At 68.6% G+C, this 15920-nt stretch carries 15 protein-coding genes; 1 reads left to right on the forward strand and 14 read right to left on the reverse strand.

Annotated features, from left to right (window positions below; all coding sequences use genetic code 11):
- Positions 1 to 117 precede the first annotated feature (117 nt).
- Positions 118 to 612, forward strand: coding sequence for a hypothetical protein (locus tag IWC96_RS13180; RefSeq protein WP_021697647.1), 495 nt, complete (start codon positions 118 to 120; stop codon positions 610 to 612).
- 6 nt (positions 613 to 618) lie between these two features.
- On the opposite strand, the gene IWC96_RS13185 is transcribed toward IWC96_RS13180, so the two are convergent.
- The 14 genes from IWC96_RS13185 to IWC96_RS13250 all read right to left on the reverse strand — a co-directional run bounded on the left by IWC96_RS13185 (position 619) and on the right by IWC96_RS13250 (position 15831).
- On the reverse strand, positions 619 to 1038 hold the full coding sequence (locus tag IWC96_RS13185; RefSeq protein ID WP_021697648.1) for a helix-turn-helix domain-containing protein: 420 nt from the start codon (positions 1036 to 1038) through the stop codon (positions 619 to 621).
- 70 nt (positions 1039 to 1108) lie between these two features.
- Positions 1109 to 2779: an apolipoprotein N-acyltransferase gene (gene lnt / locus IWC96_RS13190; RefSeq protein WP_081703472.1), complete on the reverse strand. Its 1671-nt coding sequence runs from the start codon at positions 2777 to 2779 to the stop codon at positions 1109 to 1111.
- Positions 2769 to 3212 carry an rRNA maturation RNase YbeY gene (gene ybeY / locus IWC96_RS13195; protein ID WP_021697650.1) on the reverse strand — a complete coding sequence of 148 codons (444 nt, stop codon included), beginning with the start codon at positions 3210 to 3212 and terminating at the stop codon, positions 2769 to 2771. Before ybeY ends, lnt begins: the two co-directional genes overlap by 11 nt.
- The gene (locus tag IWC96_RS13200; protein WP_196839075.1) at positions 3209 to 4177 is read right to left on the reverse strand and encodes a PhoH family protein; all 969 of its coding nucleotides are present in this window, start codon (positions 4175 to 4177) and stop codon (positions 3209 to 3211) included. Before IWC96_RS13200 ends, ybeY begins: the two co-directional genes overlap by 4 nt.
- Entirely contained in the window at positions 4177 to 5625 is a 1449-nt protein-coding gene (gene miaB, locus IWC96_RS13205) for a tRNA (N6-isopentenyl adenosine(37)-C2)-methylthiotransferase MiaB (protein ID WP_196839076.1), read from the reverse strand. The genes IWC96_RS13200 and miaB overlap by 1 nt, the downstream gene beginning before the upstream one ends.
- A gap of 49 nt (positions 5626 to 5674) precedes the next feature.
- Entirely contained in the window at positions 5675 to 6145 is a 471-nt protein-coding gene (locus IWC96_RS13210) for a Fur family transcriptional regulator (protein ID WP_021697683.1), read from the reverse strand.
- Between the two features lie 40 nt (positions 6146 to 6185).
- On the reverse strand, positions 6186 to 6596 hold the full coding sequence (locus IWC96_RS13215; protein WP_021697684.1) for a GNAT family N-acetyltransferase: 411 nt from the start codon (positions 6594 to 6596) through the stop codon (positions 6186 to 6188).
- Entirely contained in the window at positions 6593 to 7237 is a 645-nt protein-coding gene (tsaB, locus tag IWC96_RS13220; RefSeq protein ID WP_021697685.1) for a tRNA (adenosine(37)-N6)-threonylcarbamoyltransferase complex dimerization subunit type 1 TsaB, read from the reverse strand. Before tsaB ends, IWC96_RS13215 begins: the two co-directional genes overlap by 4 nt.
- Before the next feature lie 22 nt (positions 7238 to 7259).
- Entirely contained in the window at positions 7260 to 7640 is a 381-nt protein-coding gene (locus IWC96_RS13225; RefSeq protein WP_021697686.1) for a helix-turn-helix domain-containing protein, read from the reverse strand.
- Between the two features lie 66 nt (positions 7641 to 7706).
- Complete coding sequence (locus IWC96_RS13230; RefSeq protein WP_021697687.1) at positions 7707 to 8300, reverse strand: helix-turn-helix transcriptional regulator; 594 nt, start codon at positions 8298 to 8300, stop codon at positions 7707 to 7709.
- A 49-nt stretch (positions 8301 to 8349) separates the two neighbouring features.
- Positions 8350 to 8916, reverse strand: coding sequence for a NifU family protein (locus IWC96_RS13235; protein WP_021697688.1), 567 nt, complete (start codon positions 8914 to 8916; stop codon positions 8350 to 8352).
- Between the two features lie 60 nt (positions 8917 to 8976).
- Positions 8977 to 9444 carry a universal stress protein gene (locus IWC96_RS13240; protein ID WP_021697689.1) on the reverse strand — a complete coding sequence of 156 codons (468 nt, stop codon included), beginning with the start codon at positions 9442 to 9444 and terminating at the stop codon, positions 8977 to 8979.
- 19 nt (positions 9445 to 9463) lie between these two features.
- A complete protein-coding gene (locus IWC96_RS13245) occupies positions 9464 to 14398 on the reverse strand; it encodes an NAD-glutamate dehydrogenase (RefSeq protein WP_021697690.1) in 4935 nt (1644 codons plus the stop codon).
- Positions 14399 to 14691: 293 nt separating this feature from the next.
- Entirely contained in the window at positions 14692 to 15831 is a 1140-nt protein-coding gene (locus IWC96_RS13250; RefSeq protein ID WP_021697691.1) for an AI-2E family transporter, read from the reverse strand.
- Positions 15832 to 15920 lie beyond the last annotated feature (89 nt).

The raw sequence follows: 15920 nt of genomic DNA on the forward strand, positions 1-15920 counted from the left end.
TCGCCTTACCGGGCGCCGCCGCCGCCGTCGAGGGGCGCAGCAGGACCGAACAAGAACATTGCATGAACATTAACTTTGTGCCTAACGTCGTTCTGCGGGTTTTCGAGGGAGGGTTTCATGACCTTGCGCAATCTGTGGATGGCGGGCGGCGTCGCCCTGGCGGCTGTCACTTTGGCGGCGTGCGACAACGGGCCCAGCGCGGTCGAGACGCGCGACCGGTCGGAGCAGGCCGCGACCGAGGCGACGGTTCAGCCCGTCGCCGTCGTGGCTGAACCCGCCAGGGCCGAGCGTTCAGGCGAGCCGGCGCGCTGGACGTCAAACAGCCGCAACACCGCCGAGCAGAACATCCAGCGGCTGTTCGAACGCAACGGCGCGGCCTTCAGCGCCGCGTCCGCCGAAGATTATGTGGAGAAGGCCCACGCCTTCATCACCGCCCCACCCGCCGGGACCGAGACCGTACGGCGAGGCAACGGCGACACGCTCTATTATCACGCCGCGACCAACACCTTCCTGGTGGCCACTTCGGACGGAACGCCGCGCACCATGTTCAAGCCGGATGACGGCCCCGCCTACTGGGATCAGCAGAAGGCGCGCGCGGCGGGCTCAGGTTGATTCCGCTCAGTCCTGGGCGTCGGCCTTTTGCTCACCGGCCAGTTCACGAACCATGGCCAGCGCCGCCTTTTGCTGGCTGAGGCTGAGCCGGGGCGCCAAGCGGGCGATCTCCTGACTCTGGCGGGTCACGGGATAATCGTGGTCCAGGGACACGGTGTCGCTCGCGGCCACCCCCGGCGCGGCGGCGGTCAGGCCGTCGAAGAAGTAGCCGATCTCCACCTTGAAGAACTGGGCGATCTCCCAGAGCTTGGAGGCCGAGATGCGGTTGGCGCCCTTCTCGTATTTCTGGATCTGCTGGAACGTCAGGCCCAGCGCCGCGCCCAGCTGGCTCTGGCTGTAGCCCAGCGCCTTGCGCCGCGTCTCGACCCGCCGCCCCACGTGGCGGTCCACCAGATGGGGCCCTTCGTCGCCCTTGCCTCGCGCCATGTCACGCCACCTTCCGTGCATTCTGAGCAGGATTTTAGCCTGAATGAGCCTCAAAATCTAAGAAGTCATCTTAATTCCCGGAGAGACTCCTGGCGCGGGAAATCCGGGAGCGGAAAGGCCAGAGTCCCCCGGCCAGAGCCGCCATCATCATACCCAAAAAGATCAGATTGCCCCCTATGGCGTAAGGAGTCCGCCCCAGCGGCCGGGGCAGGCGCGCGTCGATGACCCCGCTCTCGCCCGGCTCCAGACGCTTGCCCGGCACGACACGGCCCCAGGGGTCGATCAGGGCCGAGATTCCGGTCGGCGTCGCCCGCACCATGGGCAGTCCGGTCTCGATAGCCCGGAAGCTGGCCAGGTTCAGGTGCTGGACAGGCCCGGAGGTGCGTCCGAACCAGGCGTCGTTCGACACATTGGCGATCCAGGCCGGCCGCGTCTCGCCGCCCGGGGTGAAGCCGGGATAGAGGCTTTCGTAACAGATCAGCGGCTGCACATCGGGCAGGCCGGGCAGGGCCAGCGGCGCCGGGGTCGGGCCGGCGCTGAAATCGGCGGGCACATGCACCAGGCTGCGCAGGCCCGTGCGGCTCATGATGTCGCCCAGCGGCAGATATTCGCCGAAGGGCACCAGCCGGTGCTTGTCATAGACCGCCTCGACCCTCAGCCCCGCCTCGCCCGCGTCGGACAGGGCGTAGAGGCTGTTGAAATAGCGCCACTCCCCCCCGGGAGTCGGCTCCGCGCGGCTGAAACCCGCCAGCAGGGTCTGGCCCGGCTGAACCGCGCGCGCCATGGCGGCGGCCACGGGCGAACCTTCGGTGAAGGCCTCATTCGCGGTCACCGGCAAGGCGCCCTCGGGCCAGACGATCACGTCCGGCACCTGCGCCCCGGGCCGGGCCGTCAGATTCACATACCGCTGGACGATGGCCTCGAAATTGGCCGCGTCCCACTTGGCTTGCTGCTCCACGTCGGCCTGGACGATGCGTACGGTGGTGTCCGAGGCTTCGGGCCGGGCCACGCTGAGCCGGTAGGCCCCGCCGATGACCATGACGGCGATCATCAGCACCCCCAGCACCGCCGCGCCGATCCGCGTTTTCAGGCGTCCCGGCGCGAACAGCGGGCCGATCAAGGACGTCCCAGCCACGGTGACAAGGCCGAGACCATAGACGCCCGCCACCGCCGCGAACTGCGAGGCCGCCGATCCCGCGCCCCAGGCGGCGCCCGCCGGGTTCCAGGGGAAGCCGGTCAGAACCGTGCCGCGCAGCCATTCGAAGGCGCAGAACACCACCGCGAACAGCAGCGGCCGGAGCGGGTGGCCCGCCACATGGAACCGGCGATAGATCGCCACCGCCGCGCCCCAGAACAGGGCCAGACCCGCCGGCAGCAGCGAGGCGGCGAAGGGCGCCATCCAGGCGTGGGCCTCGGCATTGACCAGAAAGGCCTCGGCCACCCACCAGCAGCTGATGAAGAAATAGGCGAACCCCGCCAGCCAGCCGAGACCGAAGGCGCCGCGCGTGGTGCGCGTCCGCTCGGCCAGCAACATCAGGGCCGGATAGGCGAGGATTCCAATCAGGAAGCCGAACGGCGGATGCGACGCCGCGGCTGCCGCGCCCAGAATCAGCGCCGTCAGGGCCGCGCCCACACGGAGCCAGACGGCGCCTCCCCGTGAGCGCGGGGCGGCTTCAGCCGTCTCCGGCGCCGCGTCAGGCTCGGCGTGGTTAAGATCAGCGGGTTCGGTTTCAGGTGTCATTTCGAGACAGGTACGGATCAGGGATCCCCAGCGCCGCAAGAAGCGTGCGCTCCTGCGCCTCCATCGCCTCGGCCTCGTCATCCGCTTCATGGTCATGCCCGGTCAGATGCAGAAGCCCGTGGATGACCAGATGGCTCAGGTGGTCGGCGAAGGGCTTGCCCTGATCCCGGGCCTCGGCCGCGCACACCCCATGGGCCAGGACGATGTCGCCCAGATGGGGCCGGGCGTTTTCGGGGGCGGGAAACGACAGCACGTTGGTGGGGCGGTCCTTGCCGCGAAAGCGGGCGTTCAGCTCGCGCACGGTTTCGTCGTCCGTCAGCAGGATCACCACGTCGCCCGGCGGCGCGGCCTGTTCGGCCGCCCGGGAAACGACGCCCTGCACATCCGGAACACTCCCGGACCAGGCGTCGTCCTCGACCTCGATGTCGATCATGGCGCGGTCGCGTCACCGCCGCGCGCGGCCGCTGCGTCGGCGTCATAGGCCCGCACGATCCGCTCGACCATGGCGTGGCGCACCACGTCCGCGGCCTCGAAGCGCAGCACGCCGACGCCCTTCACGTTCTCGAGAATGCGCAGGGCGTGGGGCAGGCCGGAGTCCCGGGTGTTGACCAGATCGACCTGGCTGGGGTCACCGGTCACCACCATGCGCGCGCCTTCGCCCAGACGGGTCAGCACCATCTTCATCTGGAGACGGGTCAGGTTCTGGGCCTCATCGGCGATGATGAAGGCGTGGGACAGGGTCCGTCCCCGCATGAAAGCGATGGGCGCGGCCTCGATCTCACCCTTGTCCCGTCGGCGGCGCACGTCGTCGGCGCCCAGGATCTCGTTCAGGGCCTCCCATATGGGCGCCAGATAGGGGTCCACCTTCTCGTTCAGGTCGCCGGGCAGGAAGCCCAGCTTCTCGCCCGCCTCCACCGCAGGACGGGTGATGACCAGACGGTCCACCTGGCCCCGCCGCAGCAGCGACGCGCCATAGGCGGCCGCCAGAAAGGTCTTGCCCGTGCCCGCGGGGCCGACGCCGAAGGTCAGTTCGCACTTGGCGAGGGCCTCCAGATAGCGGGCCTGGGCCGGGGTCTTGGGGGCGATGGCGCCGCGACGGCCCACCGGCAGGGCCACGCCCTCCGGCGTCTTGCCGCCGGAGCGCTGGGCGCCCAAGGCCGTGCGCACGTCCGCCTCGGTGATCTCGGCGCCCAGATCAGCGCGCTTGGCCAAGGTCTCGACGACCCGCTTCGCCGCCGCCCGGTCCTTGGCCGATCCGTTGATGGACACCCCGCCCCCGGGCGATTCCACCAGCACCTTAAAGGCGTCCTCGATCAGGGCGACGTGACGGCTGCCCGGACCGATGATCGAACGAAGGGCCGCGTCAGACAGGGAAAGAAACTCGGACTCACGGGCCATTATGCTTGGCGTCCTGTCGCTCGCGCCGCGGGCGCTCGCTGCTTGAGGGCGTCGTGCTCAGGGGCGTCCACCAGCGCCCCGGTCAGGCTGTTCTGCTGGCCGCGCTCAATGCGGACGGGAACGATCCGCCCCATCAGGTGATCGGCGTCCTCCACGTGAACCGACTGCAGATAGGGCGAGCGGCCGATGGCCTGAAGCCCATGACGCCCCTTGCGCTCGAACAGAACCGGCAGGACCTTGCCCGCCTGGGACTGGTTGAAGACGACCTGTTGTTCGAACAGCAGGGCCTGCAGCGCCTGAAGGCGTTCAGACGCCACATGGGGCTCCACCTGGGCGGCCATGGTCGCCGCCGGGGTGCCGGGCCGCGGCGAATAGATGAACGAGAAGGCCGAGGCGTAATTCACCCGCCGCACCAGATCGAGGGTGTCCTCGAAATCCCGGTCGGTCTCGCCAGGGAAGCCGACGATGAAGTCGCCCGACAGGGCCATGTCCGGCCGGGCCGCGCGGATGCGGTCGATCAGGTCGAAATACTTCTGGCGCCCGTGCTTGCGGTTCATCAGCCGCAGCAGGTGGTCAGAGCCCGACTGAACCGGCAGGTGCAGATAGGGCATCAGGGCATCCAGCTCGGCGTGGGCCGCGATCAGGTCATCGCCCATGTCGTTGGGGTGGCTGGTCGTATAGCGGATGCGATCCAGCCCCTCGATCTCCGCCAGCCCGTAGGCCAGCCGCGCCAGCGTCCAGACCGCGCCGTCCGGCCCCGCGCCGTCATAGGCGTTGACGTTCTGGCCCAGCAGGGTGACCTCGCGCACGCCGCGCGCCGCCAGCTCGCGCGCCTCGCTCAGGATGTCGGCGGCCGGGCGCGACCATTCGGCGCCCCGCGTATAGGGCACCACGCAGAAGGTGCAGAACTTGTCGCAGCCCTCCTGCACGGTGAGGAAGGCGGTCGGACCCTTCACGCCCCGCGCTCCGATCTTCTCAGTGGTCAGGGCGTCGAACTTGGCGTTGGGGGCGAAGTCCGCCCCGATGCGCTCGCCCCGCGCCCGCGCCGTGCGGGTCAGCAGCTCGGGCAGCTGGTGATAGGCCTGCGGCCCGACCACCAGATCCACGGCGGGCTGGCGGCGCATGATCTCCTCGCCCTCGGCCTGGGCCACGCAGCCGGCCACGGCGATGGTCATGGCGCCCCGGCCGTCCGACGCCTTCTCGTCCTTGAGCATCCGCAGCTTGCCCAGCTCGGAATAGACCTTCTCGGCCGCCTTCTCGCGGATGTGGCAGGTATTCAGGATGACGAAGTCGGCATCTTCAGGCGTGTCGGTCGGCGCATAGCCCAGCGGGCGCAGGACATCGGCCATGCGCTCGGAGTCATAGACGTTCATCTGGCAGCCGTAAGTCTTGATGAACAGGCGCTTTTCGGCCCGTTCGGACGTCGGCTTGTCTTCAGCGTCGATCATCGCGCGGTTATGGGGATTTCGCACAGCCCCCACAAGCGTAAGCGAAGAATCAAGCGTCCTCGGTGCGGCGGTTGTGCCGGGTGAAGATCAGGCCCTCGCGACTGGTGGGCGAGGCGCCTTCGATGGCCGTGCCGTACAGTTCCAGCTTGTGGCCGATCAGCTTGAAGCCCAGCCGCTCGGCGATCTCGGTCTTCAGCCGCTCGATCTCGGCGTCATAGAATTCGATGACCTCGCCGGACTTGGTGTCGATCAGGTGGTCGTGATGATCGTCGCCGGCTTCTTCGTAGCGGCTGCGCCCGTCGCCGAAGTCGTGCTTCTCGACCACGCCCGCCTCTTCGAACAGGCGCACGGTGCGGTAGACCGTGGCGATGGAGATGTGCGGATCGATGGCCGAGGCGCGGCGGTACAGTTCCTCCACGTCGGGGTGGTCATCGGCTTCCGACAGCACCCGCGCGATGACGCGTCGTTGCTCGGTCATGCGCATGCCGCGCTCGGCGCAGAGTTTCTCGATCCGGTCCATGGTCGCCAAGATAGTCACCCCTCGCTCGCGTGGAAAGCGCTCAGGCCAAGTTGAGAGCCAGTATCAGTGCGTCCGCCCTCACGCCGTCCGGGCGGGCGTAATAGGCGGGCCGCCCTCCGGCCTGTTCGAAGCCCCTGGAGGCATAGAGGGCAAGGGCTGCGTCATTGTCGTGCGCCACCTCCAGGAACAGGCGCGCCACGCCCTGGTCGCGTGCGCGATCCAGGACCCTGTCCAGCAGCCGCCCGCCCAGACCCCGTCGCCGGGCTTCGGGCCGAACGGCCAGGGTGACGATCTCGGCCTCGTCCGCCGCGCGGCGCCAGAGCAGGAAGCCGTCGGCCTCCGTCTCCAGCGCGGCGCCGGGCATGTCCAGCAGCGTCTGGATCGCCGCCGCGTCCCAGCCCGCGTCGAAGGCCGAGGCGTGGATCGCCGCCAGATCGGCCGGGTCGCTCACGATGGATCCCGCCCGCCGGGCAGCTTGGCGTCCGGCCCGCGCAAGTAGAGCGGCCGGGCCTCGCCGTCGGGCTGGTCCGCAGCCAGCCGCGCGAGGGCCTCCGGCGACGGCGCTGCGCTGTCCATGACGCGCGCGCCGGCAGGGGCCACAAGGACCGCTCCCGAGCCGACCAGGACGACAGTGTTGTGTTCACCCGCGATGCGGGCCGCCGCGTCCTCAATGGCCAGGGCGGCAGGGTCTTCCGTGGGCGTATAATCCACGAATCGCTGGCCATAGACCTGGCCCCGGCGGGCATCGATCATGGCCCAGACCGCCGCGCCGGGCGCCGCCTCCGCGTCGCGGGCCAGGGCGGCCAGGGTGGACAGGCCCGCCACCGGCCGATCCAACGCCAGCCCGAGGCCCTGGGCAAAGGCAAGGCCCACGCGCAGGCCGGTGAACGAGCCCGGCCCCGTGGTCACGGCGATGCGGTCCAGCTGGTCGAAGGACCATCCCGCCGCCGCCATGGCCCCACGCGCCATGCCGCCCAGCCGTTCCTGATGGCCGCGGGCCATGACCTCGCTTTCGGCGGCGACCACGCGCGAGCCGTCGGCGGCCACGGCGGTGCAGGCGCCCAGCGCCGTGTCGATGATCAGGGTCTTCACAGGGCCGTCTCCGACCGAAGCCTCAGGCGTTCCGGGCCAACCCCTCGACGATCACCCCCAGCGCGCGGCGCTGTGCCATGTCGTGGATGCGGGAAAAGCCGCGCGACAGGGCGCGCCCTTCCGGGGTTCCCAGCAACGCCTCCAGTCCGTCCGGCCCGCCGGGGGCGGGGAAGAAGGCCGTCACCGGCTGGTCCAGTTCGCGGGTGATCCGATAGAGGGTCGAGGCCGACACCCGGTTGGCCCCGCTCTCGTACTTCTGAAGCTGCTGGCCGCTCAGCGACAGGCGCGCGGCCAGGGCGTGCTGGGACAGGCCCAGATCGGTGCGGAAGCGGCGGATGGCCGCGCCCAGGTCGCGGTCCAGAAGATCCGCCTCGGGCGAGGGATGGGGCGAGCGGCGCGGCAAGGGAACCTCCGTGGGCTGCGGCGCCCCAAGGTTTCATTATCAGACGCAAAATACAACCATATTGTTTCATTGCGGCCAGCCCACCCCTTCGAGCCGGGCCACGACCGCCCCCACGGAGCCGATCCGGCTCCGCTCCAGCACCCGCTTGTCGCCCGATGGGCCGCGCAGGACCACCGTGTCGCGGTCGCCCCGGTGATAGAGACCGATCACCGGCCCATCGTCCGTTTCGACCACGCAGCCCTGATCCCGCCGGGGCCAGACGGCCAGATCATAAACCAGCACCACGCCCGAGCCCGCCCACGGCGCCAGATCGTCATCACGCAGTTGCAGCGTCCGCCGAACGGACCCCGCCGTCCCGTTGGCGGAGAAGGCTCGTCCGCCTTCCTCAAGCCGTTCAGCGGCTCGTGTGGGGGAGACGGGCTGACGGGCCATCTCCAGCGCCAGATCCTCGGGCGTCAGATCCAGGGCGGCGGTCAGGCGCCGCTGCACGTCCGGCCGGAACATGCCGGGACGGCGTCCGGCCTCATAGAGACCCCAGGCCTGGCTGGTCACGCCCATGCGGGCGCCGGCCTCGGCCTGACTCAGACCCCGCGCCTTGCGCAGGGCAGCCAGGGCCTGACCCAGCGCATCGGCCTCGGGATCATCACGGAATCGCGTCATGAAAACAGAATGAACCGGCTTGCAACCGTTTGCGAGCGACCGTTTGGTTTCACAAAGTCTGTTCGACCCGCGCCACCTCGGGCACATAGTGGCGCATCATGTTCTCCACACCGGCCTTGAGGGTGGCCGATGAGGACGGGCACCCGGCGCAGGCCCCGCGCATGCGCAGCCACAGCACCCCGTCCGCCTCGTCGAACCGGTCGAACAGGATGTCGCCGCCGTCCTGGGCTACGGCCGGGCGGATGCGGGTGTCCAGCAGAGCCTTGATTTCCTTGACCACCTCACTGTCGCCCTCGCCGCCCGCATGGGCGTCGGCCTGGGCGGCCTCGCCTCGCGTCAGGGGCGCGCCGGAGGTGAAATGATCCATCAGGGCGGTCAGAACCGGCGCCTTCAGGGCGCTCCAGTCCGGGCCGGCCGCCGCCCGCGTCACGGCCACGTAGTCGGCCCCGAAGAACACGCCCTCGACGCCTTCCAGCTGGAACAGTCCCTCGGCCAGGGGCGAGACCTGGGCCTCGTCGATGGTTCGAAACTCCAGGGCGCGGTCTGGCGAGACGTCGCGGCCGGGCAGGAATTTGACGACGTTGGGGTTAGGGGTGGCTTCGGTCTGGATGAACATGGGCCTCAGATGCGCGTCCGCTGCCCGCTTCGCAAGAGCACGCGCCGCCTGCGAGCCGGGTCAGGCTAGGTCCTCGACCTCCTCGTCGGTCAGGTCGCCCGGCACCACGGTGACCGGCAGACGACGACCGCCCACGCCGGCGCCCTCCTTGGCGATGGCCGCCACCAGCGGCCCGGGTCCGCGCGTGCCGACGGCGGCGGCGAGGACCAGGATCTTGATTTCAGGATCCGCGTCCACCGCCTTGATGATGGCGTCGCGGGTCTCGGCCTCCTCCACCAGGAACACGGGCGCCGCGCCGGACAGGTCGGCGGCCTTTTCGCCAAAGCGGTTGAGAAGGGCCTCGGCCTCCTCCCGCTGCTGCCGCTCGATCTCCTCACGTACGCCGGACCAGTGCTCGAAGGCCGAGGGCGGAATGGCGCGCAACAGCACCACGCGCCCGCCGGTGGACCGGGCGCGGCGGGCGGCGAAACGCAGGGCCGAATCGAACTCGGGGGTGTCATCCACCACCACCAGGAACTTGCGCGCCATGATCAGCCCCTGCCCTGGTTCAGCCGGACCGTTTGGTCGCGGCCATGGATTGGGCGGCCGCGGCGGCGAAGTCGCGCACAGCCACATTGGCGATGGTCAGCTTGGCGAAGCTCCAGCCGTGGGACGACTGCTCGATCTCGTCCACGGTGCTGCGCACGCCCTCGGCGATGCCCAGGCGATCACCGACCCAGGCGTCCACGGCCGCCTCGGCGGTCTTCTCACTTTCGCCCACGGCTTCCTTGCAGCCCCTGGCCACGGCGCGGGTGATGACCACCTGCTCGGCCATGAAGTCCTCGACCATCCGTCGCACGGCCAGCCGCTCATAGTGGTCGGCAGAGGCCAGCGACCCGGCCGCGGCGCGCAGTCGGTCCAGATCGAAAGCCGCCCCGACCTGGTGATACAGCCGCGCCATGGCCGGCGCGGACCATTTCAGTTCGCGCGCCAGATCGGCGATGTCGCTGGCCGCCACCATGGGCCGCATCAGGGCGATGGTGGCGGCCAGTTCGCGCGGCGACCCCGCCTCGACAAAGGTTTCCTTGCGCGTCTTCAGCCGGGCCTGCTCGAATCGCGACAGGACCGAGCCGCCCGCGTCGCGCAGGTCGTCCGCCGCCTGGCGATAGGCCTTTATCAGGTCACCCACCCCGCCCATGTTCTGACGGGCGACGCGGCGCGCCAACCAGAAGGTGTGGCGGCGCAGAACCACGGCGATCTCTTCGTACAGCCTCAACTGTGCTTCGGCGTCGATCTTGCCGTCCAGGGCCGAAACCGCGTCCCACGCCTCGTCCAGGCGGAAGATGCGCCGCGCCGCCTCGAACCCGATCACCAGGGCGGTGGTGTCGCATTCGGCGCTGACCCTAAGGCGCTCGGGGAAGGTGGGCCCGCACATGTTGACGATGTCGTTGCACAGCACCGTGGCCACGATCTCGCGGCGCAGGCGGTGGCTGTTCATGGCCTTGCCGAACTTGCCCAGCGCCTCGGGGAAATAGCCCTCCAGCACGCGTTCGAAGAAGGGATCCTCCGGCGCCGCGGAAGCTACGATGTCCTCGGCCAGCTCCAGTTTGGAATAGGCGGTCAGGACCGACAGCTCGGGCCGCGTCAGCCCCCCCCTGGACGCCTGCATCTCGGTCAGCCGCGCGTCGCCGGGAAGCCCCTCGACCGTCCGATCCAGTTTTCCCTCGGATTCCAGCCGGTTCATGAACCGGATCTGGGCCTCCAGTTCCGTGGCGGCGTTGCGCTCCTGAAGGCTGATGGCCAGGGTCTGATCGTAGTTGTGCACCAGCACCTTGCGGGCCACGTCCTCGGTCATGGACGCCAGCAGGGCGTTGCGGTCCTTGTCCTTCAGCTTGCCGGCCACGATGGCCGAGCCGGTCAGGATCTTGATGTTGACCTCGTGGTCGGAGGAATCCACCCCTGCCGAATTGTCGATGGCGTCGGTGTTGATGCGTCCGCCATTGCGCGCGAAGCCGATCCGTCCGGCCTGGGTCAGGCCCAGATTGGCGCCCTCGCCCACCACCTTTGCCCGCAGATCGACGCCGTTGACGCGAATGGCGTCATTGGCCTTGTCGCCAACCTGAAGATCGCTTTCCTGGGCCGCCTTCACATAGGTGCCGATGCCGCCGAAATAGAGCAGTTCGGCCGGCGCGGTGATGATGGCCTTCATCAGGGTGAAGGGATCGACCTCGTTCGCCTCGATCTCCAGCGCCGCCTTGATCTCGGGCGTCAGCTTGATGGACTTTGCGGAACGCGAAAACACGCCGCCGCCCTTGGAGAGCTTGGACTTGTCGTAGTCCTGCCAGGACGAACGGGGCAGTTCGAACAGCCGCTGACGTTCCTTGAAGGACGTCGCCGGATCAGGATCGGGGTCGATGAAGATGTCCCGGTGATCGAAGGCCGCCACCAGTCGAATCTGTTTCGACAGCAGCATGCCGTTGCCGAACACATCGCCGGACATGTCGCCCACGCCCACCACCGTGAAGGGCTCGGCCTGGATGTTCTTGCCCATCTCGCGGAAGTGGCGCTTGACCGCCTCCCAGGCCCCGCGGGCAGTGATGCCCATCTCCTTGTGGTCGTAGCCGGCCGAGCCGCCCGAGGCGAAGGCGTCGCCCAGCCAGAAGCCGTAGTCGGCCGAGACGCCGTTGGCGATGTCCGAGAAGGTGGCCGTGCCCTTGTCGGCGGCCACGACCAGATAGGGGTCATCCCCTTCCCAGGCGACGACAGCGGGCGGGCGGACCACCGCCCCGGAGGCCACGATGTTGTCCGTCAGGTCCAGCAATCCGGACAGGAAGGTCTTGTAGGCGCGGATCGCCTCGGCCTGGACGGCGTCCCGGCTTCCGCCGCGCGGAAGCTGCTTGGGATAGAACCCACCCTTTGAGCCCACGGGCACGATGACCGCGTTCTTGACCTGCTGCGCCTTGACCAGACCCAGGACCTCGGTGCGGAAATCGTCGCGCCGGTCAGACCAGCGCAGGCCGCCACGCGCCACGGGGCCGAAGCGCAGGTGGGCGCCTTCCACATGGGGCGCCCAGACGAAAATCTCGCGATAGGGTTTGGGGGCGGGAACGTCCGCCAGTTCGCGCGAGGCGATCTTGATGGAGATGTAGGGCTTGGACTCGCCGTCTTCGCCGGTCTGGAAATAGTTGGTCCGCTTGATCGCCTGGATCAGCAGCGACAGCCGGCGCAGGGCCCGGTCGTGATCGAGGCTGGCCACATCCTGCAGCGCCCGGTCGATCTTGTCGACAAGCTCTTTCACCGCGGCTTCGCGCTTCGCCGCCGCCCCTCCGTCGGCAGGGTCGAACTTGGCGTAGAACAGGGAGAGCAGGGCGCGCGCCACCACCGAATGCTCGCGCAGGGCCTCCTCCTGCACCGCCTGGCTGGGGTCCAGGCCGGTCTGCTGGCGGTAACGCGCCAGGGTGCGGATCAGGGCCGCCTGGCGCCAGTCGACGCCCAGTTCGATCACCAGCCGGTTGAAGCCGTCGCTCTCCGTACGGCCGGTCCACACCGCCGCGAACGCATCTTCGAACGGCGTCTTCACGTCGCTGAAGTTGAGGTTCTGGCCGCGCGGATCCTCCAGCAGGAACTCGTGCACATGCACCGGGGTGTCGCCGGCGGGCTTCAGCGAATGCCCGTACTCCTCGATGGTCTTGAGACCCATGTCCGCCAGGATCGGCAGGACGTCGGACAGCGGCGCCGGGTCGCCGCGGCGGTACAGCTTGAAGCGGAACTGCAGGGGCGTGTCCTCGGGCAGGCGGAAGGCCCGCACAGCCACGGGAGAGCCTTGGCCTTCCTCGCCCAGCACATCGAATTCGAACAGGTCCGTCACCGCTTCGATGGCGTCATAGCGGTCGCGATAACCGGGACTGAAGGCTTCGGACCATTTGGAGGTCAGGGCCCCGATCTGGGCTTCGGCCACACCCGCCCGGCGCGCGGCGCTCTCGAAGCGGTCCGCCCAGCTTCGGCTGGTGTCCACCACCATGGACTCCACGTCCGCCACATCGGGCTCAAGATGGTCGCCCGGCTCGACGCCGATGATGTAGTGGATGCGCACCAGAGGCGCGTCACTCAGTTGCGGGTACCAGGCTGAGAGCCGCCCGCCCCAGGCCGCCGCCAGGATGCGGCCGATGCGTTCTCGCACGCTGGCGTCGTAACGCTCGCGCGGCACATAGGTCAGCACCGAGACGAAGCGGTCGAACGGGTCCTTGCGCGCGAAGATCTTGACCCTGGGCCGGTCCATCAGGTGCAGGACGCCCAGAGAAATCTCCAGCAGCTCGTTCTCGCTCATCTGGAACAGCTCGTCCCGGGGATAATTCTCCAGGACGTTCTTCAGGCGTTTGTGGTTGTGGCTGCCCGGCGCCTTGCCGGCGCGCTCCAGGGCGTTCCTGACCTTACGCCGGATCAACGGGACCTCGGACGCCGACCGGTCATAGGCCTCGGCGGTGAAGAGGCCTACGAAGCGGGTCTCGCCCGCCGCCTTGCCATCGGCGCCGTAGCGCTTGACCCCCACATAATCCATGTAGGCCCGGCGGTGGACGCGGCTGCGGAGGTTGGCTTTGGCCACGCTGACCGGCTCGCCCAGGTTCAGCTGGCGCTTCATCTGTTTGGTCAGGACGGCGGGCTCGCTGGCCCGACGCAGCACGCGGCGCTCCGGATCGCGCAGCACGCCCAGCCCCTCGCCGGACTGCGACAGCGGAGCCTCGGCTTCATAGGCGCCGTCAGGGGTGCGGGGGAACTCGTACTCCCGGGCCCCGAGGAAGACGAAATGGTCGGCGTTCAGCCATTTCAGGAAGGCGAGATTCTCCTCCAGCGCCTCAGCGTCCATCTCCGGCGCCTGGCTGTTCAGATCGTCGAGGCAGCGCTGCATCAGCTTCGCCATGCGTCCGTGGTCCGCGACGGCGGCGCGCACATCGGACAGGGTCTCGGCCAGACTGGCGGCCACCGCCGCGCGCCGCTCGGGCGGCAGGGTGTCGACCAGGACCAGAATCATGGACTCACGCGTCTGGGCCCCGAGCCGCGCGCCGGCCTTGTCACGACCGACTTCGATAAGCGGATGGAACATGGCGCGTACAGAGACGCCGGCGGCGGCCAGATCACCCATGACGCTGTCCACCAGGAACGGCGCGTCGTCCTGGATCACCTGGATGGCGTCATAGCCCAACGCCTCGCCCTTGCAGTCCAGCATGGGGGCGATGTCGATCAGGGGCGCGTCGCCGGTCTTGCGCTTCTCGCCCAGCAGCCAGAAGGCCGCCAGGACGCAGGCGAGGTCGTCGGGCCCCACCTCCGGCGTCTCGTCGGCCTCATAGTCCTCGAACGCCTGGCGCAGGAACGCCGCCTGCAAGGCGTCAGGCGCGCCCTTGGCGCCCAGGGCCTTGATGAACCGCCGGCTCAAGACCTCAAGGGTTATCGGTTCGTCCGCCCCCGCGTTGGAATCCTTCGCCGGGGTCCGGTTTTCGCCGCGCATGATGTTTCCGTCCGAGCCGCGACCCAGGGCCGCTTTGTTCTGATCTTGAGGCTGACCCTAGCCGTGTTGTGCGGCCGATCAACCGTTTCGCGCTAGCTAGTCCAGCCGTGCGTTCTGCGAAAGGGGGAAGAATGGGGATGACGGGACCGGAATTGAGAACCGCCGGACGCGGGGCGTCCGGCGGTCTCTATGGCCGATCCGGGGAGGGGAGAGGATCGACCGCTGGCCCGGCCGTCGGGAGGGGGAGGGAAGGCCGGGCTGCTGATGCCCAGATAGGGGGGCGAAAGCGGCGATCAAGTGGCGGTCGTGCCGTCCGCGTCTTTCCGCCGCAGCCTGTCCAGAAGCGACGGCTTGACCGGCTTGTCGTCGGGCTCGCGGTGATCGTCGGCATAGGGGTCTCCGTCCCCCGACAGCAGCACGGCGATCCAGCGCGAACCCTTGAATTCGGCGAGGATCGCCATGGCCATCACGGCGAGAGGGGTGGAGAGGAACATGCCCACCACGCCCCAGAGCTGGCCCCAGAAAGCCAGTGACAACAGCACCACCACCGGGTCGATGTTCTGGTTGTCGCCCTGCATGCGGGGCTGGATCACATTGCCCATGATGAACAGCAGCGCCTGCAGGCCCGTCAGCAGCACCACCGCCTGCCAATAGGTTTCGAACTGCACCAGGGCGAACAGCGGCGGGGCCAATCCGGCGATGGCGCCGCCCAGGATCGGGATATAGCCCACGATGAAAATGACGAAGGTCCAGAAGCCGGCGTTCTCCAGCCCCACCGCGCGCATCAGGACATAGGCCACCGCGCAGATCATGGCCCCGGTCACGGTCTGGACCCACAGGTAGCCCTCGACTCCGCCGCGCACCCGCTCGAAAATCTCCATGGCCTCCTGCCGGTCGTGACGGCGGGGGAACATGTTCACCACCTTCCTCTTGAAGCCGACCTGGGAGGCGATCAGAAAACCCAGATAGATCAGCACGAAGAAGGCGCCGGTGGCGATGTTCTGGAGGTCCATGGCCACGTCGGCCAGCAGGCCGCGCAGATTCACCTCGCCGATCAGCTCGCGCGCGGTGGGCGCAACCTCGATGCCGATCAGGCCGGCCATGTCGGCGATGATGGCGTCCAGCCGCTCCACCACCCCCGTGGCCTGGGCGATGAACCCCGCCGCCCCGTCCACGATGATCCAGATGGAGGCGATGAAGCCCAACAGAACAAGGGTCACAGCGGCGGTCATGGACAGCCCCGGCCCCAGTCCCACATGTGTCTCGATGCCCCGCCGCACCCCGTCGATCATGATCAGCAGGAAGATGGCCATGGCCAGCGGCGTCAGGATGTCGCTGAGCCAGTAGATGGCCGCCCCGGCCGCCACCACGGCCAGGATGACCAGGGCGTTTCGGGACACGGCCGAGCCGGGCAGGGTGATGGGCGATTTCATGCCTCCTTGTCCGCGTCGGGGCGGCGCGCGTCAATCGCCGGTGGCGCCGCTCCGCGACTGCGCTAACAATCGGGCCCACGACAATGAGG

It is taken from the genome of Brevundimonas sp. BAL450, from assembly GCF_015767455.1.
GTDB lineage: Bacteria > Pseudomonadota > Alphaproteobacteria > Caulobacterales > Caulobacteraceae > Brevundimonas > Brevundimonas abyssalis.